General features: G+C 32.8%; 37 protein-coding genes, 1 tRNA gene and 2 pseudogenes. 36 read left to right on the plus strand and 4 right to left on the minus strand.

The features are described 5' to 3' along the window. Window positions 1–6: 6 nt before the first annotated feature. A pseudogene (locus ACTHPI_RS02820) lies at window positions 7–620 on the plus strand (NUDIX hydrolase). A gap of 459 nt (window positions 621–1079) precedes the next feature. Here the strand turns inward: ACTHPI_RS02820 and ACTHPI_RS02825 are convergent. The 4 genes from ACTHPI_RS02825 to ACTHPI_RS02840 all read right to left on the minus strand — a co-directional run bounded on the left by ACTHPI_RS02825 (window position 1080) and on the right by ACTHPI_RS02840 (window position 3779). After that, window positions 1080–2225, minus strand: coding sequence for a tyrosine-type recombinase/integrase (locus ACTHPI_RS02825; protein ID WP_445352663.1), 1146 nt, complete (start codon window positions 2223–2225; stop codon window positions 1080–1082). Between the two features lie 116 nt (window positions 2226–2341). Further along, entirely contained in the window at window positions 2342–2965 is a 624-nt protein-coding gene (locus ACTHPI_RS02830) for a DUF3862 domain-containing protein (protein ID WP_445352664.1), read from the minus strand. A gap of 18 nt (window positions 2966–2983) precedes the next feature. Beyond that, on the minus strand, window positions 2984–3415 hold the full coding sequence (locus tag ACTHPI_RS02835; RefSeq protein WP_445352665.1) for an ImmA/IrrE family metallo-endopeptidase: 432 nt from the start codon (window positions 3413–3415) through the stop codon (window positions 2984–2986). A 1-nt stretch (window position 3416) separates the two neighbouring features. Then, complete coding sequence (locus ACTHPI_RS02840) at window positions 3417–3779, minus strand: helix-turn-helix domain-containing protein (RefSeq protein ID WP_445352666.1); 363 nt, start codon at window positions 3777–3779, stop codon at window positions 3417–3419. A gap of 331 nt (window positions 3780–4110) precedes the next feature. Here ACTHPI_RS02840 and ACTHPI_RS02845 point away from each other — a divergent pair, with 331 nt between their 5' ends. From ACTHPI_RS02845 to ACTHPI_RS03015, 35 genes and pseudogenes are all read left to right on the plus strand, one after another. Continuing rightward, window positions 4111–4323, plus strand: a complete 213-nt coding sequence (locus ACTHPI_RS02845; RefSeq protein ID WP_445352667.1) for a helix-turn-helix domain-containing protein — start codon at window positions 4111–4113, stop codon at window positions 4321–4323. A gap of 17 nt (window positions 4324–4340) precedes the next feature. After that, window positions 4341–5069, plus strand: a complete 729-nt coding sequence (locus ACTHPI_RS02850) for an ORF6N domain-containing protein (RefSeq protein ID WP_445352668.1) — start codon at window positions 4341–4343, stop codon at window positions 5067–5069. After that, window positions 5066–5356 (plus strand): hypothetical protein, encoded by a 291-nt coding sequence (locus ACTHPI_RS02855; protein WP_445352669.1) that lies wholly within the window; start codon window positions 5066–5068, stop codon window positions 5354–5356. Before ACTHPI_RS02850 ends, ACTHPI_RS02855 begins: the two co-directional genes overlap by 4 nt. Beyond that, window positions 5343–5651 (plus strand): hypothetical protein, encoded by a 309-nt coding sequence (locus ACTHPI_RS02860; RefSeq protein WP_445352670.1) that lies wholly within the window; start codon window positions 5343–5345, stop codon window positions 5649–5651. Before ACTHPI_RS02855 ends, ACTHPI_RS02860 begins: the two co-directional genes overlap by 14 nt. Continuing rightward, entirely contained in the window at window positions 5648–5938 is a 291-nt protein-coding gene (locus ACTHPI_RS02865) for a hypothetical protein (protein ID WP_445352671.1), read from the plus strand. Before ACTHPI_RS02860 ends, ACTHPI_RS02865 begins: the two co-directional genes overlap by 4 nt. After that, window positions 5939–6151 carry a hypothetical protein gene (locus ACTHPI_RS02870; RefSeq protein ID WP_445352672.1) on the plus strand — a complete coding sequence of 71 codons (213 nt, stop codon included), beginning with the start codon at window positions 5939–5941 and terminating at the stop codon, window positions 6149–6151. Window positions 6152–6164: 13 nt separating this feature from the next. Then, a complete protein-coding gene (locus ACTHPI_RS02875; RefSeq protein WP_445352673.1) occupies window positions 6165–6584 on the plus strand; it encodes a hypothetical protein in 420 nt (139 codons plus the stop codon). Beyond that, window positions 6574–6843, plus strand: a complete 270-nt coding sequence (locus ACTHPI_RS02880) for a hypothetical protein (protein ID WP_445352674.1) — start codon at window positions 6574–6576, stop codon at window positions 6841–6843. The genes ACTHPI_RS02875 and ACTHPI_RS02880 overlap by 11 nt, the downstream gene beginning before the upstream one ends. Next, window positions 6837–7028 carry a hypothetical protein gene (locus ACTHPI_RS02885; protein ID WP_445352675.1) on the plus strand — a complete coding sequence of 64 codons (192 nt, stop codon included), beginning with the start codon at window positions 6837–6839 and terminating at the stop codon, window positions 7026–7028. The genes ACTHPI_RS02880 and ACTHPI_RS02885 overlap by 7 nt, the downstream gene beginning before the upstream one ends. 64 nt (window positions 7029–7092) lie before the next feature. Next, window positions 7093–7608, plus strand: coding sequence for a nucleotide modification associated domain-containing protein (locus tag ACTHPI_RS02890; RefSeq protein WP_445352676.1), 516 nt, complete (start codon window positions 7093–7095; stop codon window positions 7606–7608). Beyond that, complete coding sequence (locus tag ACTHPI_RS02895) at window positions 7605–7832, plus strand: hypothetical protein (protein ID WP_445352677.1); 228 nt, start codon at window positions 7605–7607, stop codon at window positions 7830–7832. Before ACTHPI_RS02890 ends, ACTHPI_RS02895 begins: the two co-directional genes overlap by 4 nt. Further along, entirely contained in the window at window positions 7829–8122 is a 294-nt protein-coding gene (locus ACTHPI_RS02900) for a hypothetical protein (protein ID WP_445352678.1), read from the plus strand. The genes ACTHPI_RS02895 and ACTHPI_RS02900 overlap by 4 nt, the downstream gene beginning before the upstream one ends. A gap of 10 nt (window positions 8123–8132) precedes the next feature. Continuing rightward, window positions 8133–8387, plus strand: a complete 255-nt coding sequence (locus tag ACTHPI_RS02905; RefSeq protein WP_445352679.1) for a hypothetical protein — start codon at window positions 8133–8135, stop codon at window positions 8385–8387. A 165-nt stretch (window positions 8388–8552) separates the two neighbouring features. Then, window positions 8553–8846, plus strand: coding sequence for a hypothetical protein (locus ACTHPI_RS02910; protein WP_445352680.1), 294 nt, complete (start codon window positions 8553–8555; stop codon window positions 8844–8846). Next, window positions 8836–8997: a hypothetical protein gene (locus tag ACTHPI_RS02915; RefSeq protein WP_445352681.1), complete on the plus strand. Its 162-nt coding sequence runs from the start codon at window positions 8836–8838 to the stop codon at window positions 8995–8997. Before ACTHPI_RS02910 ends, ACTHPI_RS02915 begins: the two co-directional genes overlap by 11 nt. After that, window positions 8990–9241, plus strand: coding sequence for a hypothetical protein (locus tag ACTHPI_RS02920; protein ID WP_445352682.1), 252 nt, complete (start codon window positions 8990–8992; stop codon window positions 9239–9241). Before ACTHPI_RS02915 ends, ACTHPI_RS02920 begins: the two co-directional genes overlap by 8 nt. Window positions 9242–9244: 3 nt before the next feature. Continuing rightward, window positions 9245–9946, plus strand: coding sequence for an AAA family ATPase (locus ACTHPI_RS02925; protein ID WP_445352683.1), 702 nt, complete (start codon window positions 9245–9247; stop codon window positions 9944–9946). Next, complete coding sequence (locus ACTHPI_RS02930; protein ID WP_445352684.1) at window positions 9933–10187, plus strand: hypothetical protein; 255 nt, start codon at window positions 9933–9935, stop codon at window positions 10185–10187. Before ACTHPI_RS02925 ends, ACTHPI_RS02930 begins: the two co-directional genes overlap by 14 nt. Beyond that, on the plus strand, window positions 10180–11538 hold the full coding sequence (locus tag ACTHPI_RS02935) for a DEAD/DEAH box helicase family protein (RefSeq protein ID WP_445352685.1): 1359 nt from the start codon (window positions 10180–10182) through the stop codon (window positions 11536–11538). The genes ACTHPI_RS02930 and ACTHPI_RS02935 overlap by 8 nt, the downstream gene beginning before the upstream one ends. Before the next feature lie 20 nt (window positions 11539–11558). Further along, the gene (locus ACTHPI_RS02940; protein ID WP_445352686.1) at window positions 11559–12083 is read left to right on the plus strand and encodes a DUF669 domain-containing protein; all 525 of its coding nucleotides are present in this window, start codon (window positions 11559–11561) and stop codon (window positions 12081–12083) included. A gap of 18 nt (window positions 12084–12101) precedes the next feature. Further along, window positions 12102–14490, plus strand: a pseudogene (locus ACTHPI_RS02945) (phage/plasmid primase, P4 family). A 456-nt stretch (window positions 14491–14946) separates the two neighbouring features. Further along, window positions 14947–15309 (plus strand): helix-turn-helix domain-containing protein, encoded by a 363-nt coding sequence (locus tag ACTHPI_RS02950; RefSeq protein WP_445352687.1) that lies wholly within the window; start codon window positions 14947–14949, stop codon window positions 15307–15309. A 238-nt stretch (window positions 15310–15547) separates the two neighbouring features. Beyond that, entirely contained in the window at window positions 15548–15853 is a 306-nt protein-coding gene (locus tag ACTHPI_RS02955; protein WP_445352688.1) for a hypothetical protein, read from the plus strand. Next, on the plus strand, window positions 15843–16187 hold the full coding sequence (locus ACTHPI_RS02960) for a VRR-NUC domain-containing protein (RefSeq protein ID WP_445352689.1): 345 nt from the start codon (window positions 15843–15845) through the stop codon (window positions 16185–16187). The genes ACTHPI_RS02955 and ACTHPI_RS02960 overlap by 11 nt, the downstream gene beginning before the upstream one ends. Window position 16188: 1 nt before the next feature. Next, window positions 16189–16665: a hypothetical protein gene (locus tag ACTHPI_RS02965; RefSeq protein ID WP_445352690.1), complete on the plus strand. Its 477-nt coding sequence runs from the start codon at window positions 16189–16191 to the stop codon at window positions 16663–16665. Next, window positions 16646–17053 (plus strand): hypothetical protein, encoded by a 408-nt coding sequence (locus ACTHPI_RS02970; RefSeq protein ID WP_445352691.1) that lies wholly within the window; start codon window positions 16646–16648, stop codon window positions 17051–17053. The genes ACTHPI_RS02965 and ACTHPI_RS02970 overlap by 20 nt, the downstream gene beginning before the upstream one ends. A 298-nt stretch (window positions 17054–17351) precedes the next feature. Next, window positions 17352–17422 (plus strand) — tRNA-Trp (locus tag ACTHPI_RS02975). A gap of 32 nt (window positions 17423–17454) precedes the next feature. Continuing rightward, window positions 17455–17976 carry a terminase small subunit gene (locus ACTHPI_RS02980; RefSeq protein WP_445352692.1) on the plus strand — a complete coding sequence of 174 codons (522 nt, stop codon included), beginning with the start codon at window positions 17455–17457 and terminating at the stop codon, window positions 17974–17976. Beyond that, window positions 17957–19165, plus strand: coding sequence for a PBSX family phage terminase large subunit (locus ACTHPI_RS02985; protein WP_445352693.1), 1209 nt, complete (start codon window positions 17957–17959; stop codon window positions 19163–19165). Before ACTHPI_RS02980 ends, ACTHPI_RS02985 begins: the two co-directional genes overlap by 20 nt. Continuing rightward, window positions 19156–20538 (plus strand): phage portal protein, encoded by a 1383-nt coding sequence (locus ACTHPI_RS02990; protein WP_445352694.1) that lies wholly within the window; start codon window positions 19156–19158, stop codon window positions 20536–20538. The genes ACTHPI_RS02985 and ACTHPI_RS02990 overlap by 10 nt, the downstream gene beginning before the upstream one ends. Next, on the plus strand, window positions 20531–22027 hold the full coding sequence (locus tag ACTHPI_RS02995; RefSeq protein ID WP_445352695.1) for a minor capsid protein: 1497 nt from the start codon (window positions 20531–20533) through the stop codon (window positions 22025–22027). The genes ACTHPI_RS02990 and ACTHPI_RS02995 overlap by 8 nt, the downstream gene beginning before the upstream one ends. Beyond that, window positions 22024–22290, plus strand: coding sequence for a hypothetical protein (locus ACTHPI_RS03000; protein WP_445352696.1), 267 nt, complete (start codon window positions 22024–22026; stop codon window positions 22288–22290). Before ACTHPI_RS02995 ends, ACTHPI_RS03000 begins: the two co-directional genes overlap by 4 nt. Window positions 22291–22335: 45 nt before the next feature. Continuing rightward, complete coding sequence (locus ACTHPI_RS03005; RefSeq protein ID WP_445352697.1) at window positions 22336–22680, plus strand: YjcQ family protein; 345 nt, start codon at window positions 22336–22338, stop codon at window positions 22678–22680. Between the two features lie 98 nt (window positions 22681–22778). Then, window positions 22779–23318, plus strand: a complete 540-nt coding sequence (locus tag ACTHPI_RS03010; RefSeq protein WP_445352698.1) for a phage scaffolding protein — start codon at window positions 22779–22781, stop codon at window positions 23316–23318. A 14-nt stretch (window positions 23319–23332) separates the two neighbouring features. Further along, window positions 23333–24379 (plus strand): capsid protein, encoded by a 1047-nt coding sequence (locus tag ACTHPI_RS03015; protein ID WP_445352699.1) that lies wholly within the window; start codon window positions 23333–23335, stop codon window positions 24377–24379.

Consider the following 24379-nt stretch of genomic DNA (forward strand, 5'->3'; position numbering starts at 1 on the left):
CATAAAATGAAAACAGGAGATCAATTTACTGACTGGGCAACTGAACTTCAAAGTTTAGCTCAAGCTGGACTTCATTATGGACATGATATTTTTGATAAAGAAAGATATGAAGAAATTCGTAAAATTGCAATTGAGATGATGACTGCAAAAACTGGCTTGCCAAAAGAGCAGGTGGAGACCTTATTTGCAGGGGATGAAGGTTATCAAACTCCAAAGATAGATACACGAGCGGCCATTTTTAAAGATGACAAAATTTTAATGGTTAGAGAAAAGAAAACTCAAGAATGGTCTCTACCAGGAGGTTGGAACAATTATGATTTATCACCTGCAGAAAATGCAGCCAAAGAAGCTCATGAAGAATTGTAAAGGTTGAAAAGTTAATTGCTTTGCAAGATCGCAATCGACATAATAAACCAATTTTAGCAACTAATATTATGAAATGCTTTTTCTTGTGTAAGGAAATTAGTGGTAAGTTTGAAGTTAATGATGAAACAGATGCGTGTGACTATTTTGCGTTAGATAAGTTGCCAAAATTATCACAAGGAAGAAATACTAAAGAACAAATTGCAATGTGTTTTGAAGCGTTTCATAATCCAAATTGGAAAACTAAATTTGAATAAAATGTATATTTTGATTATCTATTTTTACTATAAACAAATATATAATTAATTATTATTTTAAAAATTTTCTTGCTTTTATAGTGAAAACGGTTTAATATATTAACAGGAAGAGGGGTCTCCTTTCTTCCTCTTCTTACAAACTCCAAGCACTTTCCTGTTTCGCTTCTATCTCTATAACAGGAACAGTAGCATCATTTTATAACTCCAGAAAAAAACGCTGACTTTTCTAGTCGGCGTTTTTTTGCGTGCTTAGCCTTTATATCAAGGGTTCAGACAGTTTTTGTTTTTGGAATTTAGTCCAATGTTTTCCGTTGATTTTTGCGTTTTTCCAAAATTTTTGTCCTAAAATTGTCCTAAATCACTAAAAATTTATAAATTATTTTTTGACAATAATATATCTCAAAAAAGATATTTAAAAAGTGTGATTAAAAAAACAGTGATTTAAAATCACTGTTTCTGTTAATTAAATTTAAAATTATTCATTTTTTTATCAAAACTATTTTTAGATTTTTTAGTAATGTGAGTATAAATGCGCCTAGTAATATCCGAATTAGTATGACCAACCCTAGCACTAATCATTTCTAAGCTGTAACCTTCTTCAGCTAGTTTAGATACGTGCGTATGCCGAAATATATGGCTTGAAATATCTTTTTTGATGTGGGTTCTTTCACGTACTCGATTTAAAAATTTATTAACTGAATTTGTATGAATGGGATTTCCATTATCATTTAAAAATAGAAATTTATTCTTAGTAGTTTTACGCTTCTTATAAATTTCTACAGCTTGTGGAGGTAAGGACACTTTTCGCATACTACTAATAGTCTTAGTGAAAGGTTGCTTTTCTCCATTAGCAAGCAAAGTACCATTAATGTCTGCATACCAGATACCATTTTCTTCATTGTATTGTATATCCTTACATTTTAAAGCTGCGGCTTCTCCTATACGCATTCCAGTGAGATACATCCATAAAAATAAGTCATGGTAAATATAACGTCTTTCTTGTTTTTTACAATCATTTAAAATCAAAGCCATTTCTTCATCAGTTAAGTAGAAGTTCTGGATTCGTTCATAACGCTTAAGTGTTTCATCTTTATAAAAAATTTCTATATTTTTCATAGGATTAGTTTTTATATAACCAAATGTTTTAGCGTAAGTAAAGAATGCGGATAAGCTAGCTTTATAAGACCTAACGGTTTTATTGTGAAAGTTATTTTTATAAAGTAAATCATTAAAATAATTATTAAGTTGTACAGTTGTGATTGTATTTATAGGTTGGTTTCCAAACAATTTAGAGAACTTAGCTAGTTGATTTTTTCGGCTTAAATAAGTGTTATAAGTGATACCACGCTTCTTATAATTAGTTAAAAATGTATCTTTAACGTTCTTAGTTAAAATATCTGATTGAATTAAACCTGTTTTTTGTAGTTTTTGTTGAATTTTCTTTTTAACAATTTGATCTGCCTTAAGTCTAGTTTGTGGAGTATCTTTAATTATTGTAATTGTAGCTCGTCTTATTCCTTTAAAGCTACTATCAGTATAGCGCTGAACATATTGATATTTACCGCTTGCTGAACGTGAAATTTGAGGTGTGTAATATTTAACCAATTCCTGTCACTTCCTGAAAATTATAATATTAAGTATATTTTTTATCTGTTGATAAATAATAGCTCTACAGCAAGGCTTGTAGAGCTATTATTGGTTCTTTATTTACTTGTTGATAACTATTTCAAGTCAGTTTGTGTTTTTGAAGTTAATTTATCATTATCAAATGTTAAAACTGCACTAGTTCCTTTAACGCCTGTAAGCCAAGTAGCTACAGTGTTCTTTTTACCTAACATTAATGATTCATTTAGGCTGTCAGGCTCGCCAAATTTATTAGTAATGGTAGTGTAGCTTTCACCATCTTTTAAGCTGTTAAATGCTTTTAAAGTGAGGTTTTCAGGACGGTTTTCACTCCATTTGAAGCCTGTAATATTTTTAGAAACAACTTTATTATCAATTGTTTGGGCTACGATTGTTACACCATCTTTATTCCAAGTTTCAGATTTTACTTTATAAGTAGCTACCTTAGCAGAAGTAGTACTTTCAGGTTTGCCTAGCATAGCTTCTACTTCTTTAAGAGTTGAACCACCAGTACCATTTTGACTAAGTTCACCAACTTTAATTTTATCGAATTTAGTTCTATATTCCTTATTTGATGAAATAGTTTCAGAACTACTTTGTTTCTTTGAACTTGAAACAGATGATGTAGTTTTATTTTCAGTAGATGGTTTAGAGTTGCTACAAGCAGCTAAACCAAGTGAAATCACAACTAAAGTACTTGCTAATAATGTTTTCTTAATCATGAATATACCTCCGTGTAGTTAATAAAAAATTATTTCTTCTTGGTATTTATCTAATAAATCCCAATGCTTTCTTGGAATACCAAAACATTTTGCAAAATCGTAAATACTTTCAAACCATATATCTTCTTCAAAACAATATTCTTGTAATAAATTAATTGCAAAATCATTAGCAAAGTATTCACTCTGTAATTCTGCAATCTTAGAAGCATGGTAATAGTGAGGAAGATTTTCTATTACATGTCCAATTTCATGAGCAAAAATAAAAGGAATCTCTGTTTCCTTGTACCAATTACCATTTATAGCAACTAATTTACCCGGTATGGTATAACTTCTAGAAGGAGCTAAAGGCGGTAATGTATTATCATAGATTATACCTATACCATGATCATTACAATAATTCATTAAAAACATAATTAGTTTGTTAAAGTTTTTACGACTTTCAGTATTCATTTTAATTATCTTTTCTATATTTAGGGTCTATTGCTTCAGGATGTGCTTTAAAATATCCTTCTGCTAAAGAGTCTACTAAAGTTTTAAAATCATCAGGAACTTCACCGCCATAGCTCATGCCTAAATCCTGCCAGGTAAGATTTTTACTATTGGTGTTTTTGGGATTAGGATCATTAGTTAAACCATTTAAGTAATCAGTTGTAGTATTTAATACTTTTGCAACAGCTGATAGTGCTTCAAAGCTTGGTTTGCTACTTTTCCATTTATAAATAGAATTAGTTCCTAATTTAGCTTTATCATTTACTTCACGTAATGATAATTTACGTTTTTTAGCTAATTCTTTTGTTCTTTCAAATACTGTCATATCAAGATTTCTCCAATACTTGACAAAAATATTTTAGAAAATTTGCTAAAATTGCTTGCATTTTTAGCAAATTTACGCAATAATAGTTTTGTCATCAAGTTACGAAATAAATTTAAAAAAATATTGAAAAACGTCAAGTGATGCTAGAAAATTTATTTTTTTAAATAAAAAAAACTAGTATTAACGCTTATTTATTATACTTTTATGTTAGTAAATATTCCAATAAAGGTCAATAGTTTTCTAAATATTTTTCTAAACAAGTTTCAAAACAAATTATAAAAAAAGAAGGTGATGTTAAAAAATATTCAAATTATGAAAGGAGGTGAAATATATGCCGATTGAAGAAAAGCTTGAAAAAGCCAAAAGAGAAGTTGAACGAGAAATAAAAATTGCTTTGATGGATAAAGGCATGACTCAAGCAGAATTAGCTAATTTACTTAATGAATCCCGTTCTAAAGTCAATCAAGCTATTAAAGGCAATACTAATCCTAAATCTATTGAAATCAGAAAAAAGATTTATAAAGTTTTAGGAATGAATAACTGAACGGGAGAACATAAAAAATGAACGAACTTAAAGTTTTAGGTACTGAAAATGTTGCAGGTTATCAATTTACTGGTATTGAAGGTGGATTTGGTAAAGGCAAGAAAGCAATGCTTGTACCTGACATCGCAAAGATTCATGGACAAGCGTTATCTATTTTGAATCGATCAATTGTCCGTAATATTGATAAATTTACTATTGGATTAGATTTGATTGATCTTCTAAATGCCTCAGAGGCATTTAGAAAATTTGCAAAAGAAAATGGCTTAATTACTAACAATAGAGTTAAACACATCTACCTCTTATCAGAGCGTGGCTATCTCAAACTTCTAAAAATCATGGACGATGATAAGGCTTGGGATATTTACAACGAGATTGTAGATAACTATTTCAATATGAGAGCTGAAATTAAACATGAAGCTACTAAGTATGAAAAGCTTATGCAATTAGCTAACCTAACCAGCAATGAAGAAATGAAAGAATATCTTATTTCTAAAGCTGCAGAAGAAATTACAGGTGAAATTGTAGATGTTCCATTAGGATTTTCATTATTTCAAATGGAAAGAGAACTACATATAAGTTGGACGATTATTGACTACACAGCCAATAAGTTAGGTCTTAAAGCTCCTATTAGTCAAAGAAATAAATTTGGATACTGGGAGCCTCAAGATTGTGGAGCTTATATTTCTTATAACTGGTATGCAACGGCTGCAGGTTATCGACTCATAAGGAAGGAATTAAATCAATGAAGATTGTTGATGAAAGAGAAAATCTATTAGATGTGGAAAATTGGCATGTTGGTGATGTAATCGAGTTTGGAGATAGATTTGACGGTTTAACTCTAGGAATGATTGTTCAAGATGACTATAAAAGCTATTGGCTTCTTGATTTAGAAAGGGGCGACACGCAGTCTACTAATACTTTTCGCTACAATGCTTTAAGTACATTAATTCAAGCAATTAACAACTGTTATGACATTGCTCACAAGGTCAACGTTGAACTGCATATTGAGGAGGCAGAAGATGAGTGCTTTTAAGTTTGAATATAAATTAAATACTCCATTTGTAAAAGCAGGAAAAAATGGAAAGCATAGAGATCAAACGCTTTATCGTTGGGTGCAACAAGATGCAGGCTATGAATTAGAAATTTATTTTCATTCTGATATTTATGATCCATTTCAAGGTTTTCAAAAGATTAGTGGAGTAATGTCAACAAATCAATACGATGCGATAATTCGAAAGCTTGATCGTGCAGGTGTTGAATATTTAACAGGTGAAAAATTAGAAAAAGCAAAAAAGGGCGAAGATATTGATTTAGGAGACCAACAATGACAGGTAAATATACATTAAGAAGTGCAGGTTTCTTTAAAGCTTCTTACATCTATGATGCTTATGAAGAAGCTAAACAGATTGCATATAACCAAGGTTTTGAAAATCCTGATTATGTGTTTGACTTTCGTGATGATTTTAAAAATATTCAGGCTCTATTAGGGAATGATTTCATTAGAATCATCCGTTCAGGAATCTGTGGAACTGAACGCAGAACCCACATTCTAGCTAATGATTTGTGGGAAATGTATCGCTTAGGTCAAAAGCAAAGCAAGAAAGGACTGGTTTAAATGAAGCTATTAACGCCAAGAGAAGTAATGGCTAAGTATCATTACAAAAAATCCACATTCTATAACCGCCGTCTTGAATGCTTAGTTAGTGATTATTCAGATGCTGTTATTATGGACGGTCAACGTAAAACATTAATTAAAGAAGACCGTTGGGAAGAATGGCTTGAATGGCGTTCAGACCAAGCAAAGAAGAAATATTTTGGATTGATTTAAGGAGAAATTGAAAATGGGCAATCTGTATAAACAAAAAGGTGAAATCACTTTTGTACCAATTGCATTAAAAAAAGGCTGGATGTATTTTCCTGGAGTTTTATTTAAAGGCTTAAATGGTCATCCTGTACTTTTAGGGCATGTAGTAGATGTATGTGTGTTAGTAGACGTGGATTTAGCTACTATTGTTCAAGACAATTTACCAGATGATGAAGAAAGCGTGATGGCCGCTTTAAACTATTCACTTAATCGTGATGAAATCTTAAGTACTGAAGACTTGGCAGGTGCAGAAGCTGGTTTAAAGGAAGTAGAAGATGAATTTGGACCTAAACCACCAATTCATACATTTAACATCTATGATCCTGCAGCTAAAAAGTTCATGGATAAGTATGTTACTGACAAAATTCATAGCTGGGGTGATGAAGATGATGCATAAAGGATTAATTTACCACATTAAAGGTAATACAGCGATTTTCCATGAAACTACTCTTACACCTAAGAAATTTGAAGATTGGATTATTGAACAGGGTGGTTACAAAAATGTTCCAGGTGTAGTTTTGCAGGAAGCAATAGCTGTAGATGAAAACGCTCTTTACACTATTAGCGATCGTGTATTCCAAAAGCAAAAAGGTGACATTGTCCTTCCATTGGATGGGGTGCTTTATATAGAAGAATGGAGAACAAAAAAATGTTAAAACCAGAAAAAGCAATTTTAACCACAAAGATTCAAAGATTGCAAAATGAAAACAAGCTTTTAAGACAACATTTAGATGAAAAGCAATGGCTTCCAGTTGCAGTGATTGCATTAGTTGGTGTGATGATTGGCTTACTACTTGGAATTTTTGTAAGTCAAGAAATTTTAACAGGTGCAGGATTATGACAAAAGAATGGCACTGGGACAATGTGAAGCGTGTTTTATTCCCTGTTTATGAGGAGGACTAAAAATGACAAAAGAAATTGTGGATTTTCAACCAGGTGATGTTTTCAACTATCAGTTTAGTAATGGTGAAGTTGAACCATTTGTTGTAATTGCTCGTTCTTTCAATGGTAGAACTTGCTACAATTTGGCTTCATTAAAAGACGGTCAGGTATGGTCTACATTTTTCATACTTCGTTCAGATTTGAAAAATACATTAAGAAATGAATCATTCGTAAAATCACAACAAATTGTAAATTTTAAGCATAGTGAAGAAAATCCATTCAAGCAATATACCGATGGACTGGCTAAAACATTGCTTGCTAAGAATAAAGATTATGGTGATTCATTTACTAAATCCCTTGATAAGTTCGGAATGGTAGCAAGTGTAGTTAGATTAGAAGACAAGTTCAACCGTTTGGATAGTTTAACTGCTAGTCGTGAACAAAATGTGAAAGATGAAAGTTTAGCTGATACATTTTTGGATTTAGCAGGCTACAGTATTCTTTCATATAAGTATTTAAAGGAGCATGAAGAAGAATGAAAGATTATGAAGTGATTTTTGTTAAAGCAATTATGAGCAAAAACTACGGTATTGCTGAAGAATCTTTAAAAAAGTTAGCAGCTTTTCACAAAATGAGTATAAGAGAAATATATATGTCTTTATTGTTTGCAGGTGTTGCTGCATTTGAAGATAATACTTTGAATCGTTTTCTAGAAAACATTGATGTGTTTGAAAAACAAATAATTGTGGAGCTGAAAAAATGAAAGATTATGAAGCAGCTAGATTCAACAAATCCCAAGAAAACGCATTAAAGTTCTTTGGACCACAACCAATTAAATCTTGGTTAGCTACTTTTAACTTTGGTGTTTTAACACAACATGGTTGGAAAATAACTAACGATTACAATACGTTAACTATTGATATAGCTAAAGTTGAGTTTGTAGATGGTTTATATAAGCTGGTTAAAGGTAAGAAAGTTATTTTAAAACTTGATAGTCGACAACTTCTAGCTTATGAAGAAAAAAATCTGTGGAGGATTATAAAAAATAGCTAAAGGTTTAGTTTTGGGTTTAAACGATGGCATTAATGTATGGACAGAAACCACATGGAGTGTAGAAGATTTTAATAACTATGTTGATGAACGCTTACAAGAAGGAAAAGTTATAGGCTTACGGTTACAAAATGCTTCGGCTTTTTATAAAGGTAATTTTTCTATTGATGAGTTAAGAAAAACCGAATCAGAAGTTTATATTTTGTTTGACAAAATTATTTTCGTTCAAGAATGGAAAACTGAAGGTGGTGATAGTGAAACCGAATAGTTAACAAATAAATTTAAGGAGGTGAAGAAATTTGAACTCTAAGTTTAGTAAAGAAACAGTAGATGCACTTGTTTTAGCTTCTAATGCTTACAGCTACACAAAAAAGCCGTCAAACCGTAAAGCTTGACGACTTACATATAATCCCTAAAGAAAGTGTAACACGAAATGCAAGAAAAAACTGATAAAACACGAGAAATTTTAGCAATTCATGCAGCCGAAAAAGCAAACAATGCTGGCTCTAATGAAGTAGTGTGGATTAACCCACCTGCAGAATGTGTTTTAGTTCCTACTGATTATTCAAACTATGAAGAACTAGTTATTTCACTGATTCTTCATAAGAAGTTAGATGAAAGAGATTTAAGCTACTTGTTTGATTACTTTGATTGTGAAGACGATTCAGAAAGAGCTTGTAAACTCTACATTCAAGATAACTATGAGGTAGAAAACAATGATGATTGATGAAGGTATGGTGGTAAGTGAAATGTGGCAACTTTACCACACAAATGATCCTGAAAAAATGGATAGATTCTTTAATGCTTTGGCTAGTGAAGTTGATGCTGAAACTTTAGAGAATTGCATAAATCAAGGATGGGATGAATGCGATGATTGAAGATTTTAGAGAATGGTCTGATACCACACTTACTTCTTTTGATGAGTGGAAGCAAAAATTTATTGATGAAGCTCTTAGTAAGGGAACTTATAAGAAAGCTTTGAACTGGCTTTCTAGCCAAGAAATTGACTTGTTAGGTCGTTCAGCTTCTACAGTTCAAGACCACTTCAATTATGCTGTACGGCAGATGATTGAAGATGCTAAAAAAGAAGTTCGTGATAAAGCATTAAATAAGGAGATTTAAATTATGCCAATGATTAATATAAAAGACGTTAAACAAGCGCCATGGCGTGTACTTGTTTACGGTAAACCGGGGGTTGGTAAAACTTACTTGGGTAAATATCTAACTGGTAAAACTATGATGCTTAGCTTTGATGGGTCTTACAAGCGGTTAACTGATATTTACCAAACCTCAACAGTGTGGAGTTTAGATCCAAATAATGTACAACAGGATTTAGCAGATTTTGCTAGAGAATTTGTTTATATTCATGACCAATACAACAACTTAATTATTGATAACGTTACAAGTCTTCAAGAATTATGGTTTGTTGAAAAAGCTAAGGAATCTAAAAACGGTCTTGATAATCAAATTAAACACTATAACGAATACAGCCATTATCTGATTAGGTTTTTTGCCAGTATGTTGAATTATGACTTAAATATTTTAACTACTGCATGGGAAGAACAAAGACCGATTACAGCGCTTAATGGTCAGCAATTTAGCCAGTATGCACCAAGTATGAGAGATAAAGCCCGTGACTGGTTAATGGGTCATATGGATGTAGTAGGGCGATTGGTACAATCGCCCAAGTCTGGTGAGCGTGGGGTTATCCTGCAAGGAAATGATGGTATTTATGCTAAAAACCGAATGGACAACCGTACTTGGTGTAAAGCTGAAGATTTATTTAAGTTTGGTGATGTGGAGGAAAAGACAGATGGCAAAGAATAAAGAAGAATTGGCAAAGAAATTAACTGATTTAGCTGAAAAGGTTAAAGCAGGTGAAGTTGATAATGTGTTACTTGCTTGTTTTCCAGTTAAAAATACTGTAAGTGTCACTAAATACGGTAACTCTGTAACACTTTTAGGCATGATTGATGCTGTTAAAGATGATTTTATGGAAGATTATCACACAGCACGACGAGCAGATAAGGTATTTAGAGCTATTACTGGTAGTGATATAGATGTATAAGCTGCGTCTTTATCAAGAAGAACTTGTTACTAAAGCAAGAAAATCACTTGAAAAAGGACATAAGGCACCGCTAATAGTTAGTCCTGCAGGCTCTGGTAAATCTGTAATTATTGCAGAAATTGCCCGCAGTGCTGTAGAAAAAGGCGGTCATGTATTGTTCATGGTTCATAGAAAAGAACTAGTAGAACAAATTGCAGAAACATTCATTAATGATGGTATTGATTTAACCCACACAACTATTAGCACTGTGGGAAAAATAAAAAATCGTTTGGGTAAGATTGTTAAACCCACATTGATTATTACAGATGAAAGCCATCACTCATTAGCTAAAAGCTATAAAGAAATTTACAGCTACTATAGTGATGTGCCTAGGCTTGGATTTTCTGCCACTCCGTGGCGTTTATCTGGTAAAGGACTGCATGATGTTTATGATGACATCATTGTAGGTAAATCGGTTCAATGGCTGATTGAAAATCATTATTTAGCACCGTATCGGTATTTCACTTATCAGTTAGGTGACAAGTCTAAATTGAAATCTAATTCAATGGGCGATTTTACTGGTAAATCAATGGAAGAGTTTAATAATACCGTTATTTACGGCGATATTATCAAATGCTGGCGTAAGTTTGCACAAAATGGCAAAACCATTGTTTATGCAAGTAGTGTGGAATATAGCAAGCATGTAGCTAAAGCTTTTACAGATAGCGGTATTCCTGCAGAACATGCCGATGCTAAAACACCTGCAGCTGAACGTAAAACCATTATGCAAAAATTCCGTGATGGAAAAATAAAAGTTTTATGTAATGCCGACTTGTACGGTGAAGGAATCAATGTGCCTGATTGTTCATGTGTAGTTTTACTAAGACCTACTAAGTCATTAGTTGTTTACATTCAACAATCTATGCGGTGCATGAGATACCAACCAAATAAAACTGCAGTAATTATAGATCAAGTAGGAAATGTTAACCGTTTTGGCTTACCTGATAAAAAACGTGACTGGTCATTAAAAGACCGTAAACGCATAAACAGTGCAGGTTCAAATGATTTGATAACTTGTCCTTGGTGCTATGCAACTTTTAACAAACATGGCTCTAAATGTCCTATATGTGGTCATACATTAAGTGATACTGAAGAAGAAACTCACAAGAAAGAACAAAAAAACAACAAAGAAGCCCAATTACATGAAGTAACTGATAAAGATTTCAACCTAACTATTAACTATTTATCTCTTAAAAAGCCTGCTGACTTAGACAGTGTGGAAGAGTTAAAGGAATATGCCAAAATCAAAGGCTATAAGTCAGGTTGGGTTTACTATCAAATGAAAAATCGTGGTTGGCTTCACAAGAAATAAATTTTAAGGAGAAAAAACAAATGGCTTTTATTCATACTGATTACTCAAACATTAAGGAAAACGACTACTCACCAGTTCCAGAAGGAACTTATGAAGTAAATATTGAAGATGTGGCTCAAGACGCTACAAAAGGTGGAACTGAATTTATTGAACTTAAACTTAGAGTCCGTAAGGATTTAGATAAGGCAATGCCTGATACTAATGGTAAGTATCACAACCGTATGCTTTTTCAAAATGAGTGGAAGCGCAAGAAGACTGGTGCTTATGACCAAGAAAACCTTATGCGCTACTTAAAAGCTGCTAAAGTTCCAGACAATGTGACATTAGATAGTTTTGATGATTTTGCTGATGCTCTTAGAGGTAAAAACGTTCGTGTATATGTCAAAGTAGAAGACAACACTTATAAGGGCAAGACCGAAACTAGAAATACAATGGCTGCTTGGAATTTTGAACAAACAAAATACCCAACTGATACACAACAATCTTCTGAAGATCCATTTGAAGCTACTGATAATACCATTACAGATGAAGATATTCCATTTTAATTGTTAAGGGGTGCGGTAATGCAAGAAATTAATCAATATCGGGCGAATGTGCCTGATGAAATGAAAGAGCTAAATCAGTGGGGTGTTTACCGCAAGATTTGGCAACCAGAACGTAATAAATACACCAAGATTCCAATTGATGCTAACACTGGTGGTGCTGGTAAATCTAATGATGAATCTACCTGGTCTGACTTTGAAACGGCTCTTAAGGCTTTAAATGAGATTGAAGATGCAGACGGTTTAGCCTTCTATTTTGCTAATGGTTATGTGGGTTTAGATGTAGACCACATCAAAGATGACTTAGATAGTTTTTCTGATGGTAATGATGACCCTGATAATTTAGTTAATATCGTTAGAAAACTTACTAATCAGACTTACCTAGAAGTTTCTTTATCTAATGAAGGAATTCATGCGATTTTTAAGGGTAAAATTCCGGGCAAGCGTAGACGCAAGACATGTAATTTGACAGTAGGGTCATTAGTTACTTAAAATTCCGGGCAAGCGTAGACGCAAGGGTAACTTTGAAATGTACGAAAGCGGGCGATTTTTCGCCCTTACAGCTAACACAATTGGTAAAACCAAGATTGAAACTTTAGACGAAACAAACTTAAAAGCCCTTTATTATTTTGTATTTGGTAAAGATGAAACTACCAGGGTAGCTTCTACAGTTCCTTATAAAAATAATTTATCTATCAGTGAAATCATTGATAAGGCAGAAACTTCTAAAAACGGCGCTCGTTTTAGGGCGTTTATGCAAGGTGGCTGGGAACCGTTTTATGCAAGTCACAGTGAAGCAGATTTAGCTTTTGCTAATGATTTAGCTTTTTGGACTGGTAAAGATTATGCAAAAATGGATGCAATTTTTAGACAGTCTAATTTAATGCGTGAAAAGTTTGATCGCAAAGAAAAAAACACTACTTATGGTGACAATCTTTTAAACAAGGCTATTGAAGAAGCTCCTTTAGTCTATAGACCTGGTTTAGATGATTACCACGTTAATATGCCATTTCTTAAAGCTAAAGAGCCTGAAAAGCTTTTAACTCAAACCCAAGACGATACAGGGAATGCTAAGCGTTTTATGCAGCTTTTCGGCGACAAATTTAAGTATTCTTACACTGATAAAGTGTGGTTTTACTACAACGATTCTTTTTGGGAACGAGACACTAAAGGCTATTTAGAAAAAGCTATTGATAAGATGATAGACGCAATGAAAACTGAAAGTGTTCCTTTTGCTGGGGATGAAGAAGATAAAGAAAAAGCTAAACAAAAGTTTCTAAAATTTATCGCTAAAACTAGAAATCATGCGTCCAAAGAAAATTTGGCTAAAGAATTACGTCACTATGTACCAGTGATTCACGGTGAATTTGATAAACAAGATTTTTACTTAAATACTCCTAGTGGCTATGTGGATTTAAGAGATGGTAGCTTACACGATCATCAAGAAAAATTAATGTTTTCTCAAGAAACTGGGGTTGAGTATACCGATAATGCCGATTGCCCTAGATGGCTTAAGTTTATTGACCAAATTTTTAATCATGACCAAGACCTAATAAAGTACGTTCAGCGTCTTGTAGGTTATTCCTTGACGGGTTCTAACCGTGAACAAGAAATGTATATCTGCATTGGTAAGGGACGTAATGGTAAATCTGTATTTTTAACGATTTTACAAACTGTATTTGGAATTTACGCTAAAACAATGGACGTTAACTCTATTATGGCTAATTCTAGAAATAACGACGCTCGTTCAGATTTAGCCCGCTTAGAAGGTGCAAGAATGGTTGTATCAAGTGAAGCTAATGAAGGCGATAGATTAGACGAAAGCATATTAAAACAGATTACAGGTGGAGATAGATTAGTTGTGCGTTACATGTATGGTAACGAGTTCGAATTTATTCCTAAATTTAAGCTGTGGATGGCTACCAACCACAAGCCAGTTATTAGGGGAACTGATGATGGTATTTGGAGGCGTATTAAAATCATTCCGTTTTCTGTCCAGATTCCTAAAGAAAAAGTTGATAAAGATTTAAAGGAAAAGCTTTTAGAAGAAGCTCGTGGCATTCTTAACTGGTGCGTTGAAGGTGCAATTCTTTATTCAAAGTATGGTTTAGGTGAACTACCTCAAGCCATGAAACTGCAAAATGAAGGTTATCGTGAAGAAATGAACGTAGTTGAGCAGTTTATTGATGAAATGTGTACTAAGGTACCCGAATTATCTGAAAAAGCTAGTAGTTTGTTTGAAGCTTATAAATCATGGGCTGAAAAGAATGATGAACAACGTCTTTCAAGACGACTGTTTAGCCAAAGACTAAAAGAGCTTTATCCTTCTAAAAGAACTAAAGCAGGAATTTACTATCAAGGGTTAAAACTAGGTGTTTATGATTACGGCGGCTTGAAATGGAATAAGTAACCTATTTAGGTATAGCTTAAGTCTGTGTGGTGCAATTAGGTGTAGTTACTATAAATACACCCTGTACACTTACAGCCCCAAGGGATTGAAAGCAAAAAAGTGCCAAAATCCGAGGTAAATCCCTAAACTCTATATATTATTTTTATATTTTTTATATATAAACTTCTAGAAAAGTAACTACACTAGAAAGAAATTTACTAGCTGTAGTCTTACTGTCCCAAGGATTTAGGCGATGAAATTAGTCCTAAAAAATACTACACCAGTAAATTATTTACTTTTGGCTGTAGTCCTACTCCCTCAAAGGATTAGGTACGGTGTAGTAATGGTGTAGTTACTAAATTTGGATAACACTAGTAATTACACCAAATAGTGAGATTGCATAAATAATCTATTTATTAGATGTAGTTGAATACAAAATATGTGCAAGGGTGAGTGGTGGGTAAATTGAGGTTAAAAATGAACAGATTAAAAGAACTAAGAAAAAAGAATGGGATAAATCAAAAAGATTTAGCACTTAAATTAGGAATTACACAACAGGCTTTAAGTTATTACGAAAACGGTAAAAGAAATTTAAGTAATAGTCTGTTAAACACATTAGCAGACTTTTACGGTGTATCAGTTCCTTACTTACAAGGTGCGACTTACTGCAAGAAATGTGGTAATTACTTCTTTGAAGAAGATCATTATGTTTTCTGTCCTTATTGTGGGATAAGTCTTGAAGAAAAAACTTATATAAATCGCTGTTTAGATTGTGGTACGGTTTTCTTCTTTGATGCTCCTAATTACTGTCCACTTTGTGGAGGGCAGAGGTTCGAATAATGTTTTTATTTCAGCGGTTGTATCAATTGGAGTATTAGCTTATGGATTTTTACACAGGCTTGTCTTTTAAAATACTATTTTTAGTTATTTGGCTAACTTTAACTTGGATTTACTTTATAACTGTTTGGTCAGTTTTTGGAAAAGTAGTTTCAAAAACTAAATATCCTGAAATACCATTAGTTTTTTGTATTGTAGCGTGTTTAGTTTTTTCATTCGGATTATGTAAGGTGTGGTTTTTATGAGGATTGAAACAGAAAAATTAAAATTTGAATTGGCTAGAGCAATTGAAGCCAAAACAGATAACAAATCAGTATCAGTTAATGACATTCGTTTAACTGATTTAGAAGAAGATGAAAATGGTAACTTTATGGCTACTATTGATTTTAGCGGTCATAAAGAACCAGACATTAAAACTATTACTATCAACAGTGATATTGAAGTAAGTGAAGTGCTGCTAGAAGAATTGTTACTTGATTGCAGTAAATCTGGTCAAGAAATGACTACAGTTATTTCAAGGGCATTAAGTAATTATTATGAAGTCTGAACATCAAATTCAAAATGAAATACGTGTAGTTTTATCACAAAATAAATGCACTGTTTTTAGAGCGAATGTTGGTAGTGTAAAGTTGCCAGATGGTAGATGGTTTACTACTGGGCTTCCTAAAGGTTTTCCCGATTTATTTGGGATTCGCTGGAGTGATAACCAAACGTTCTTTATTGAAGTAAAAAATGCAACTGGAAAACCAAGAGCAGACCAAGTACGATTTCATGAATTTTTAAAATCGCACAATGTGATTCATGGGATTGCTCGCAGTTCAGAAGACGCTTTAAAAATAGTACAGTGTGGACTTGTTGGTTATGGCTATCAGGAGAAATAAAATGACTTTAAATTATGACTTGATCCATAAAATTGAAGATGAATATGGTTCAATTTCTAAAATACCAGAAAATCATCCCTTGCTTCTTAAATTGCAAACAAGTGTAGGCAATCCTAGAAGATTAGAGGAAGCTCTTAAAGCTGGCTATTCTTGTCGCTGGTGTTTAAAAAACATGTGTGTGGGTTATAAACGAATCAAAGAAATGGCTAGTCGTTTAAATGTTCCGCTGCTTCCATCATTTGTTTATTATGATGATAATCAAGGCATTTATAGTACTTCTAAGAAGGCTTACGCCTTTTATGTAGGTGCTAAAAAAACACAATGGGGCATTAGAGTGGCAGGACAAAAGTTAACTAAAGGTGTTTATTCTTGGGATGATATTTCTGTAGGAGCCATTTATTTAGTTAATGAAAATAAGTTTTATCGTAAGTTACATACAGATATAAGGAGTTATAAGAGTGAAGAAAGCAAACTTTAAATTTGTGGAGCATATTTTAAAAGAGTACCCAAATACTCAAAAATACATCAAAGAAACTGAAAATGAAATTCTGCATCCTGTTTCTACTGATGTAGATGAAAACGTTGGTGGGGGACGTTCAAATAAAAAAGATGAACATGTTGAACAAATGGCTATTACTATTGCCGATAATGAGCGCATTAATGCCATTAAACGTAATCATGATGTAATCAAAGATGTTTATAACCGCAGCGATTTAGAAACACAGATGATTATTTACGGTCTGTACTTTAATGGTCAATTAACTCTGCAGGGTGTAGCTAATCAAACTCATCTTTCAACTAGACAGTGCAGCAGAAAAAGAACTGATTTCTTTAATAAGGTTGCAGATCAGCTGGGACTTTATTAAAAAGATGTCCTTAAGATGTCCTAATTGACCCCAACTTTTAAGGTATTATAGTATTATCAAGTAATAAACAAATGTTAGTGAGCATCTTGTAATCAACTATTACTTGACGATTATTTTTTTGAAACTAAGCCTTAACAATATTAGTTAGCCGTGTAGGGTTCGACTCCCTATGCGGTTTTTGCGTTTCATTGTGAAGCGCAACGTTCAATTGACTTTGAAAATGTCGTTGTGGAAATTCGTTCATTTTATTAGCATTAAGAACTAAAATTCAAACATTACCCTAGTTCTTAATGCTTATAGATTAATAGTTCAATGGTAGAACAGTGGTCTCCAAAATCATTGATGTGGGTTCGATTCCTACTTAATCTGTTTTTATATTATTCAGGAGGTACTAAGTATGTATGAAGTTAACTGTAAAACAACGTAAATTCTGCGATGAGTATTTAAAATCTGGTAATGCAACTCAAGCATACAGAAATGCAGGTTATTCAGCTAATACCGATTCTGTAGCTAGTTCTGAAGCTTGGAAGCTACTTAGAAAACCAAAGGTTCAGGCTTATCTTAATAAATCTATGGATAAAATGCATGAAGAGGGCATAGCAAGTGCAGAAGACGTTTTAAAATACCTGACAAGGGTAGTAATGGGTAAAGAAACAGAATACGTTACAACGCCCGGTGGCGTGATTCCTAACGTTCCTGTTTCAGCAAAAGATAGAATTAATGCAGGTAAAGAAATTCTTAAACGTTTTCCTAGTGATCGCTTATCACTGGCACAAATTCGCAAAACAGAAGCTGACGCTGATTTAACCGAAGCTAAGGTTAAGGCAATGAAAGATTTAACAGGTGAAGATAATGCTAAATTAAATCAATTGCTTGACGCTGTTACTGGTGGAGTATATAAAGATGAAAATTCTAACAAGTAAACAAGAATCTGTTATTTACTCTTACTTGCATGATGACTGGAAATATTTAATTTTAGCTGGGGCTAAACGGTCTGGTAAAACTTATGTAGACAATTATATTTTTCTCCTTGAAATCAGAAGAGTGGCTAAACTTGCTAAACAGCAACATGACCCACACCCGCAATATATTTTAGCGGGCTTTTCTTCTAATACTATTTACAACAATGTTATTAGTTCAATTTCAACCCAATTTGGGATTGACTTAAAAACAGACCGTCACGGACATTATCATATATTCGGTGTGGATATTGTTCCTGCTTATACTGGAAGTTTAAGAGGTATGAGTGCTATTAGAGGTATGACTAGTTACGGAGCTTATGTAAATGAAGCTTCTTTAGCAGTTTATGATGTCTTTCAAGAAATCATTGCACGTTGTTCTGTTGAAGGGGCTAGAGTTATTGCGGATACAAACCCTGATAATCCTAATCATTGGCTTAAAACAGAATACATTGACAATAAAGATCCTGACGCTAGAATTAAAACCTTTCATTTTACTATTGATGATAATACATTCTTACCTAAAGACTATGTGGAAGCTTTTAAAGCAGCTACACCTAAAGGGATGTTTTATGAACGTGATATTTTAGGTTTGTGGGTTATGGGTGAGGGTCTGGTTTATTCAGATTTTAACAAAGATACAATGCTTATTGATGAAAGTGATGTTCCTGATAATCTACATTATTATTGTGGTGTTGACTGGGGATTTGAACACTTAAACTCAATAGGTATTTTTGGTGATGATGATCAAGGCAATACTTATTTCATTAAAGAATACACAGGAAAGCATAAATTTATAGACCACTGGGTTAAGGTGGCGCAGGATATTCAAGCCGAATATGGTAAGAATATCCTTTTTTATTGCGATTCTGCACGTCCTGATAATGTTACGGAATTTCAAGCTAATGGTATTAATGCAATTAATGCTAATAAACGCATTTTGGCAGGTGTGGAATGTGTAGCTAAATTAATGACTAGTGGTCACTTTTTTGTTAACAAGCAAGGTATTAATAAGTTTTTAGATGAAATTTATCAATACGTATGGAATGAAAAGACTGGCGAACCTTTAAAAGAACATGATGATGTGATGGATATGATGAGATATGCAATTTATACAAAGAGAGCGAAAGGGGGTTACATTCCTTGGAAATAAAAGACATTCAAAAAATCATTCGCAATACTGCTACAAGTCGTGCGAATTTTAATACTAATTATGAAAAATCTTTACGTTATTACATGAATAAGAACGATATAGTTAATCGTACTAATGGTGAATCTAAGATTAATAAAGAAGGAAAAGATGACCCGTTGCGTTCTGCAGATAATCGTATTTCTTCTAATTTTCATCAACTCTTAGTAGATCAAGAAGCTGGTTATATTGCTACTGTTGCTCCTTCAATTGATGTGGGTGAAAAAGCACTAAACAACAAGATAACTAATGTGCTTGGTGACAATTTCAATAGTACGCTTAATCGTTTAGTGATTGATGCAGCTAATGCAGGTGTTGCATGGTTACATTATTGGATTGATGACAGTAATAATTTTCGTTATGGCATTATTCCACCTAATCAAATTACAGCGATTTATTCCACATCTTTAGATACTAAATTACTAGGACTTCTTAGAGTTTATGAAAAGCTTGATGAAGATTCTGGTAAGTATTTTAAAGTTTATGAGTATTGGAATGATAAGGAAGCAAGATTCTATAGAAATCCAATTAATGACCCTAATACATTAGAACCTTACAATAATATATCTAGCTATGATTTAACTGCAGGATATGAAACAGGTATTTCTAATACGTTTAAACATAACTTTGGACGCATTCCATTTATTGCGTTTCCAAAGAACAGATATAAGCAACCTGATTTATTAAAATATAAAGGCTTAATTGATGCCTATGATGATATTTATAACGGCTTCTTGAATGATTTAGATGATATTCAAGAAGTTGTTTTAGTTCTTACTAATTATGGTGGTACCAATTTAAAAGAATTCATGCACGCTTTAAAGGTTGATAAGGCTGTTAAGTTTAATTCTAATGGTTCTGGCGATAAGAGCGGTGTGGATAAATTACAAATTGATATTCCTACTGAAGCTAGAAAAGCAATGCTAGATATAACTAGAGATAATATTTTCTTGCATGGTCAAGGTGTGGACCCTGCTAAATTCGACTCTACAAATGCAAGCGGTGCGGCTATTAAAATGCTTTATAGTCATTTGGAATTAAAGGCTTCAATTACTGAAAGTCAGTTTAGAACTGCTTTAAGTGAATTGACTAGAGCAATTATGAACTATTTAGGTATTAGTGACGCTAATAGTCGTTATATTTCACAAAATTGGGAACGTACAAGAATTGAAGATGACTTAACAAAAGCTCAAGTTTTATCTCAAGTTGCTAACTGGTCTTCTAAAGAAGCAATTGCTAAAGCCAATCCTATTGTTGATGATTGGCAACAGGAACTTAAGTATCAAAAACAAGATACTTTAAATAATGATCCTTACAGTGTAGATAATGATGAATAATCAAGACTACTGGCGTGAACGAATGCTTTACGCTAAAAAGCAAAGATTAGTTTCAGCTGCAGAATATGAAGACGCCATGCGTTCAAGGCTTAAAGACTTAGAACATGAATTTGAAAAAGAAGCTGCTAAATTTACTCAAAGATATATTGATGAAAACAACACCACATTAGAACAAGCTTCTAAAGTTTTAAATGGTGTTAATAATCATAGATGGTCTATGAGTTTAGAAGAGTTTGAGGCTAAAGCAAAAGCTGGTGGTTATGAACGTATTCTTAATACTGAATATTACAGAAGTCGTATTTATAGACTTCAGCAATTGCACGACCAAATGGCAGAATTTGCTAAAAAATACAGTGTTAATGAAGAAATTAGAATGCGTAATGAACTAATTAAGACGTATGATGATACTTATTTACAGGATAATTACGTAAAAGACGTTCTAGAAGGTCAGTTAACCGTTAAACTTAATCGTTTTAATGAACAGCAATTAGCAGATATTGTTTATAAGCCTTGGAATGGTAGTAGTTTTTCAGAACGTATTTGGAATAATTACACTAAAGTTTTACCTGATGTGTTAACTGATACAATGCTTCGAGCTACTGTAATGGGTTACTCAGCTAATCGTGTGGTTAAAGATATTCGTGATAGATTCTATGATGTTTCAACTAATAATATTCATAGATTAGTTGTTACTGAAATGGGACATGCTGCAGAAGAAGCTACTGCTAAGTTTTATGAAGATAGCGATATTGACCAATACCAATATTTAGCAACTCTTGAAAGTCGCACTTGTGATCAGTGTAGTCATTTGGATTATAAAGTTTTCAACACTAAAGACCGCGTGGAAGGCAAGAATTATCCGTTAATGCACCCTTATTGTAGGTGTACTACAGTTCCTTATATTGAGGGGCTGCCTGATATTGAAAGTCGTTGGGCTCGTGACCCTGAAACTGGCAAAGGAAATTGGGTTAAGAATATGTCCTTTGCTGAATGGAAGAAAGTTGTCACTGATGAAGCAACCCGAAAGAGATATAATTTCTTAGCAGAGAATTACGGCAAACATGGTTTTCCTAAATCATTTAAAGAATTTAAGAAAGTAATGTATAATAATGGTACAGAAAATAGAGCGCTGAAAGCTTATATCAAAGCTAGAGAAAAAGGCACAGTTGAACCGGTTGTATCTTTTTATGATTATGTTGATGCTATGAAGCAACTTGATAAGGAAGTAATTGGTATAAAAACAGTAGATAATCAAGATGTTATTAGTTATTCAAATCACTTAATAGATAGAATTTTTGGCGTTAGAGAAGACCCTAATGGTCATAAACGTATAGGTGTTTCAATTGATGAAATCAAAGAAATGCTAAAACAGGGTAAAACCAAGTATTTAAAAATTTCAACAAAATATATAACTAATGAAGGCTATGTTGTCTTAAATAAGCAGGGTAATCTTGTTACTGTAGTACCTAGAAAGGAAACAAAAAGATGAGAAGTCTAGTTTTTTCTAACAAAGATTTTCAATTTATTAAAGAAAAATATAGTGATCTTTATAATATTTTGCTTCCTAAAATTTTGCATGAGAATGGAAAATTATTTTATCCAATGTATTCAAATCAAGATTACGATTATGTCTTTGATATTTTTGGAGATTATATTGGAGATTCTTTAGATTCAAAGGGGGAATTATCGTCTGATGGCTTGAATCTAGAAAGAATATGGGATTATGCTGATGGAGCTGAAGAATGGCACTAGTAAACTAAGCTAGTGCTATTTTTTATAAAAACGAGGACAATAAGCATGGCAAAAGATGATTATTTTGTAATAACTTATAAATTGCTAAAAATCCTTTATGAAGCTTTAAAGCACGGTAAGTTTATTACTGAAGATGAATTAAATGAACTTAGTTCATCAATTAATCATGAATATTGGATTTATATTTTAGCTACCCTTTCAGAGTGTGGATATATTTCAGGTGTAGAAATAATTAACGCTTTAACGGGGAAAGATATTAAAGTGATTAATATTCAAATAACGCCTAAAGGAATTGAATACCTTGAAGAAAATTCAAAAATGAACAAAGTAAATGAAATTATTAGTAAAGCACCTGATTGGATTGAATTATTAGCTCAATTTATGCACTAACAATTCAATCTTGACCTAAGTAAGTCGTAAAACTGCTTATTTTTTATACCCTTATTTGAGAGGCGAACTCGTAAAAACGTGTGAAAGGACTTGTAATAATGAAAAGAAATCAATTAAAAGAGTTAGGTCTGACAGATGAGCAGATTAATCAAGTTATGGATTTAAATGGTAAAGATATTAATTCTGTTAAAGAAGAGGTATCAACTTTAACTACAGCTAATGAAAACTTTAAATCACAGATTGCTGAACGTGATAAGGATTTAAAGAATTTACGTTCACAAGTTAAAGATAATGAAGACTTAAGCAATCAATTTAAAGAGCTGCAAGGTAAATATAAGAACGATACCACAAAGTTAACTAATGAATTAAATCAAACTAAGCTTAATAATGCCGTTGATCGTAAGTTATCAGCTAATAATGTAAGAAATGTTAAAGCAGTGAAAGCACTCCTTAACATGGATAGTGTAAAACTTGATGATAATGGTAATTTATCTGGTTTAGATGACCAAATTAAAACTATTAAGCAATCTGATTCTTACTTATTTAATGAAGGAACTAAACAAAATTATGAACCTTCAAATGGTAAACCTGCTACTACTGACCAAACTCAAGCCATGATTGATGTATTTAAATCGTAAAGGAGAATTAACCAATGGCAATTAATTACGCAGAAAGCTATCAACAAGCTTTACAAGAAGGCTTTTATGATGGTCATTTATTCAGTGTGGATTTATGGAACTCACCATCTAATTCATTAGTTAAGTTTGATGGAGCTAAGCATATTAAGTTACCTAAACTTACTATTGATGAAGGACGTAAGGACAGAACACGTAGAACTATTACACAACCTGTAGCAAACTACAGTAATGATTGGGATTCTTACGAATTAACTAATGAACGATACTGGAGTACTCTAGTAGATCCATCAGATGTAGATGAAACTAATACGGTTGTTTCAATTGCTAATATTACTAAGCAATTCAATTTACAAGAAAAGATGCCAGAAAAAGACCGCGAAATGTTTTCTAAATTGTTCACTCAAAAGGAAACTTTAGATAGTGGTAAAGGTATTGCTACTGATACTTTAAGTGAACAAAATATTCTTGAAGCATTTGATAACATGATGGTTAACTTTGATGAAGCACGTATTCCATCACAAAACCGTATTCTTTATGTAACACCTAAGACTAATGCAATGCTTAAGCGTGCAGACGCTATTAACCGTTCATTAGTTTTGAATGACCCTAATAATATTCAACGTACTGTTTACAGTCTTGATGATGTAACTATTAAGGTTGTTCCATCTGATTTAATGCAAACTAAGTACAACTTTGAAACTGGTTCTGCATTAGTTGATGATGCTAAACAAATTGAAATGATGCTTATTTACAATGGTGTTCAAATTGCACCTGAAAAGTATAATTTTGTAGGTTTTGATGCACCTTCAGCTGCAAACAGTGGTAACTACCTTTACTACGAAAATTCTTATGATGATGTTTTACTTCTTAGAACTAAGACAGCAGGTATTGAATTTGTTGTTGGTGATAAAGCTAAAGGTGTAGAAACCCATCAAGAAAAGGTACCTGTAAAACCCACAAGCTCAAGCACCAAGAAAGAAATTACAGATTATTTAACTGCACAGGGTGTAGATTTTGATTCTAATGCTTCAAAAGATGATTTACTTAAATTAGTAAAGTAG

The organism is Lactobacillus sp. PSON, from assembly GCF_052615405.1.

What these genes read in the sequence shown, in the direction of transcription:
- ACTHPI_RS02830 (WP_445352664.1), bottom strand. Translation starts at nt 2,965, where the DNA reads ATGATTAAGAAAACATTATTAGCAAGTACTTTAGTTGTGATTTCACTT.
- ACTHPI_RS02835 (WP_445352665.1), bottom strand. Translation starts at nt 3,415, where the DNA reads ATGAATACTGAAAGTCGTAAAAACTTTAACAAACTAATTATGTTTTTA.
- ACTHPI_RS02840 (WP_445352666.1), bottom strand. Translation starts at nt 3,779, where the DNA reads ATGACAGTATTTGAAAGAACAAAAGAATTAGCTAAAAAACGTAAATTA.
- ACTHPI_RS02845 (WP_445352667.1), top strand. Translation starts at nt 4,111, where the DNA reads ATGCCGATTGAAGAAAAGCTTGAAAAAGCCAAAAGAGAAGTTGAACGA.
- ACTHPI_RS02850 (WP_445352668.1), top strand. Translation starts at nt 4,341, where the DNA reads ATGAACGAACTTAAAGTTTTAGGTACTGAAAATGTTGCAGGTTATCAA.
- ACTHPI_RS02855 (WP_445352669.1), top strand. Translation starts at nt 5,066, where the DNA reads ATGAAGATTGTTGATGAAAGAGAAAATCTATTAGATGTGGAAAATTGG.
- ACTHPI_RS02860 (WP_445352670.1), top strand. Translation starts at nt 5,343, where the DNA reads ATGAGTGCTTTTAAGTTTGAATATAAATTAAATACTCCATTTGTAAAA.
- ACTHPI_RS02865 (WP_445352671.1), top strand. Translation starts at nt 5,648, where the DNA reads ATGACAGGTAAATATACATTAAGAAGTGCAGGTTTCTTTAAAGCTTCT.
- ACTHPI_RS02870 (WP_445352672.1), top strand. Translation starts at nt 5,939, where the DNA reads ATGAAGCTATTAACGCCAAGAGAAGTAATGGCTAAGTATCATTACAAA.
- ACTHPI_RS02875 (WP_445352673.1), top strand. Translation starts at nt 6,165, where the DNA reads ATGGGCAATCTGTATAAACAAAAAGGTGAAATCACTTTTGTACCAATT.
- ACTHPI_RS02880 (WP_445352674.1), top strand. Translation starts at nt 6,574, where the DNA reads ATGATGCATAAAGGATTAATTTACCACATTAAAGGTAATACAGCGATT.
- ACTHPI_RS02885 (WP_445352675.1), top strand. Translation starts at nt 6,837, where the DNA reads ATGTTAAAACCAGAAAAAGCAATTTTAACCACAAAGATTCAAAGATTG.
- ACTHPI_RS02890 (WP_445352676.1), top strand. Translation starts at nt 7,093, where the DNA reads ATGACAAAAGAAATTGTGGATTTTCAACCAGGTGATGTTTTCAACTAT.
- ACTHPI_RS02895 (WP_445352677.1), top strand. Translation starts at nt 7,605, where the DNA reads ATGAAAGATTATGAAGTGATTTTTGTTAAAGCAATTATGAGCAAAAAC.
- ACTHPI_RS02900 (WP_445352678.1), top strand. Translation starts at nt 7,829, where the DNA reads ATGAAAGATTATGAAGCAGCTAGATTCAACAAATCCCAAGAAAACGCA.
- ACTHPI_RS02910 (WP_445352680.1), top strand. Translation starts at nt 8,553, where the DNA reads ATGCAAGAAAAAACTGATAAAACACGAGAAATTTTAGCAATTCATGCA.
- ACTHPI_RS02915 (WP_445352681.1), top strand. Translation starts at nt 8,836, where the DNA reads ATGATGATTGATGAAGGTATGGTGGTAAGTGAAATGTGGCAACTTTAC.
- ACTHPI_RS02920 (WP_445352682.1), top strand. Translation starts at nt 8,990, where the DNA reads ATGATTGAAGATTTTAGAGAATGGTCTGATACCACACTTACTTCTTTT.
- ACTHPI_RS02925 (WP_445352683.1), top strand. Translation starts at nt 9,245, where the DNA reads ATGCCAATGATTAATATAAAAGACGTTAAACAAGCGCCATGGCGTGTA.
- ACTHPI_RS02930 (WP_445352684.1), top strand. Translation starts at nt 9,933, where the DNA reads ATGGCAAAGAATAAAGAAGAATTGGCAAAGAAATTAACTGATTTAGCT.
- ACTHPI_RS02935 (WP_445352685.1), top strand. Translation starts at nt 10,180, where the DNA reads ATGTATAAGCTGCGTCTTTATCAAGAAGAACTTGTTACTAAAGCAAGA.
- ACTHPI_RS02940 (WP_445352686.1), top strand. Translation starts at nt 11,559, where the DNA reads ATGGCTTTTATTCATACTGATTACTCAAACATTAAGGAAAACGACTAC.
- ACTHPI_RS02950 (WP_445352687.1), top strand. Translation starts at nt 14,947, where the DNA reads ATGAACAGATTAAAAGAACTAAGAAAAAAGAATGGGATAAATCAAAAA.
- ACTHPI_RS02955 (WP_445352688.1), top strand. Translation starts at nt 15,548, where the DNA reads ATGAGGATTGAAACAGAAAAATTAAAATTTGAATTGGCTAGAGCAATT.
- ACTHPI_RS02960 (WP_445352689.1), top strand. Translation starts at nt 15,843, where the DNA reads ATGAAGTCTGAACATCAAATTCAAAATGAAATACGTGTAGTTTTATCA.
- ACTHPI_RS02965 (WP_445352690.1), top strand. Translation starts at nt 16,189, where the DNA reads ATGACTTTAAATTATGACTTGATCCATAAAATTGAAGATGAATATGGT.
- ACTHPI_RS02980 (WP_445352692.1), top strand. Translation starts at nt 17,455, where the DNA reads ATGAAGTTAACTGTAAAACAACGTAAATTCTGCGATGAGTATTTAAAA.
- ACTHPI_RS02985 (WP_445352693.1), top strand. Translation starts at nt 17,957, where the DNA reads ATGAAAATTCTAACAAGTAAACAAGAATCTGTTATTTACTCTTACTTG.
- ACTHPI_RS02995 (WP_445352695.1), top strand. Translation starts at nt 20,531, where the DNA reads ATGAATAATCAAGACTACTGGCGTGAACGAATGCTTTACGCTAAAAAG.
- ACTHPI_RS03000 (WP_445352696.1), top strand. Translation starts at nt 22,024, where the DNA reads ATGAGAAGTCTAGTTTTTTCTAACAAAGATTTTCAATTTATTAAAGAA.
- ACTHPI_RS03005 (WP_445352697.1), top strand. Translation starts at nt 22,336, where the DNA reads ATGGCAAAAGATGATTATTTTGTAATAACTTATAAATTGCTAAAAATC.
- ACTHPI_RS03010 (WP_445352698.1), top strand. Translation starts at nt 22,779, where the DNA reads ATGAAAAGAAATCAATTAAAAGAGTTAGGTCTGACAGATGAGCAGATT.
- ACTHPI_RS03015 (WP_445352699.1), top strand. Translation starts at nt 23,333, where the DNA reads ATGGCAATTAATTACGCAGAAAGCTATCAACAAGCTTTACAAGAAGGC.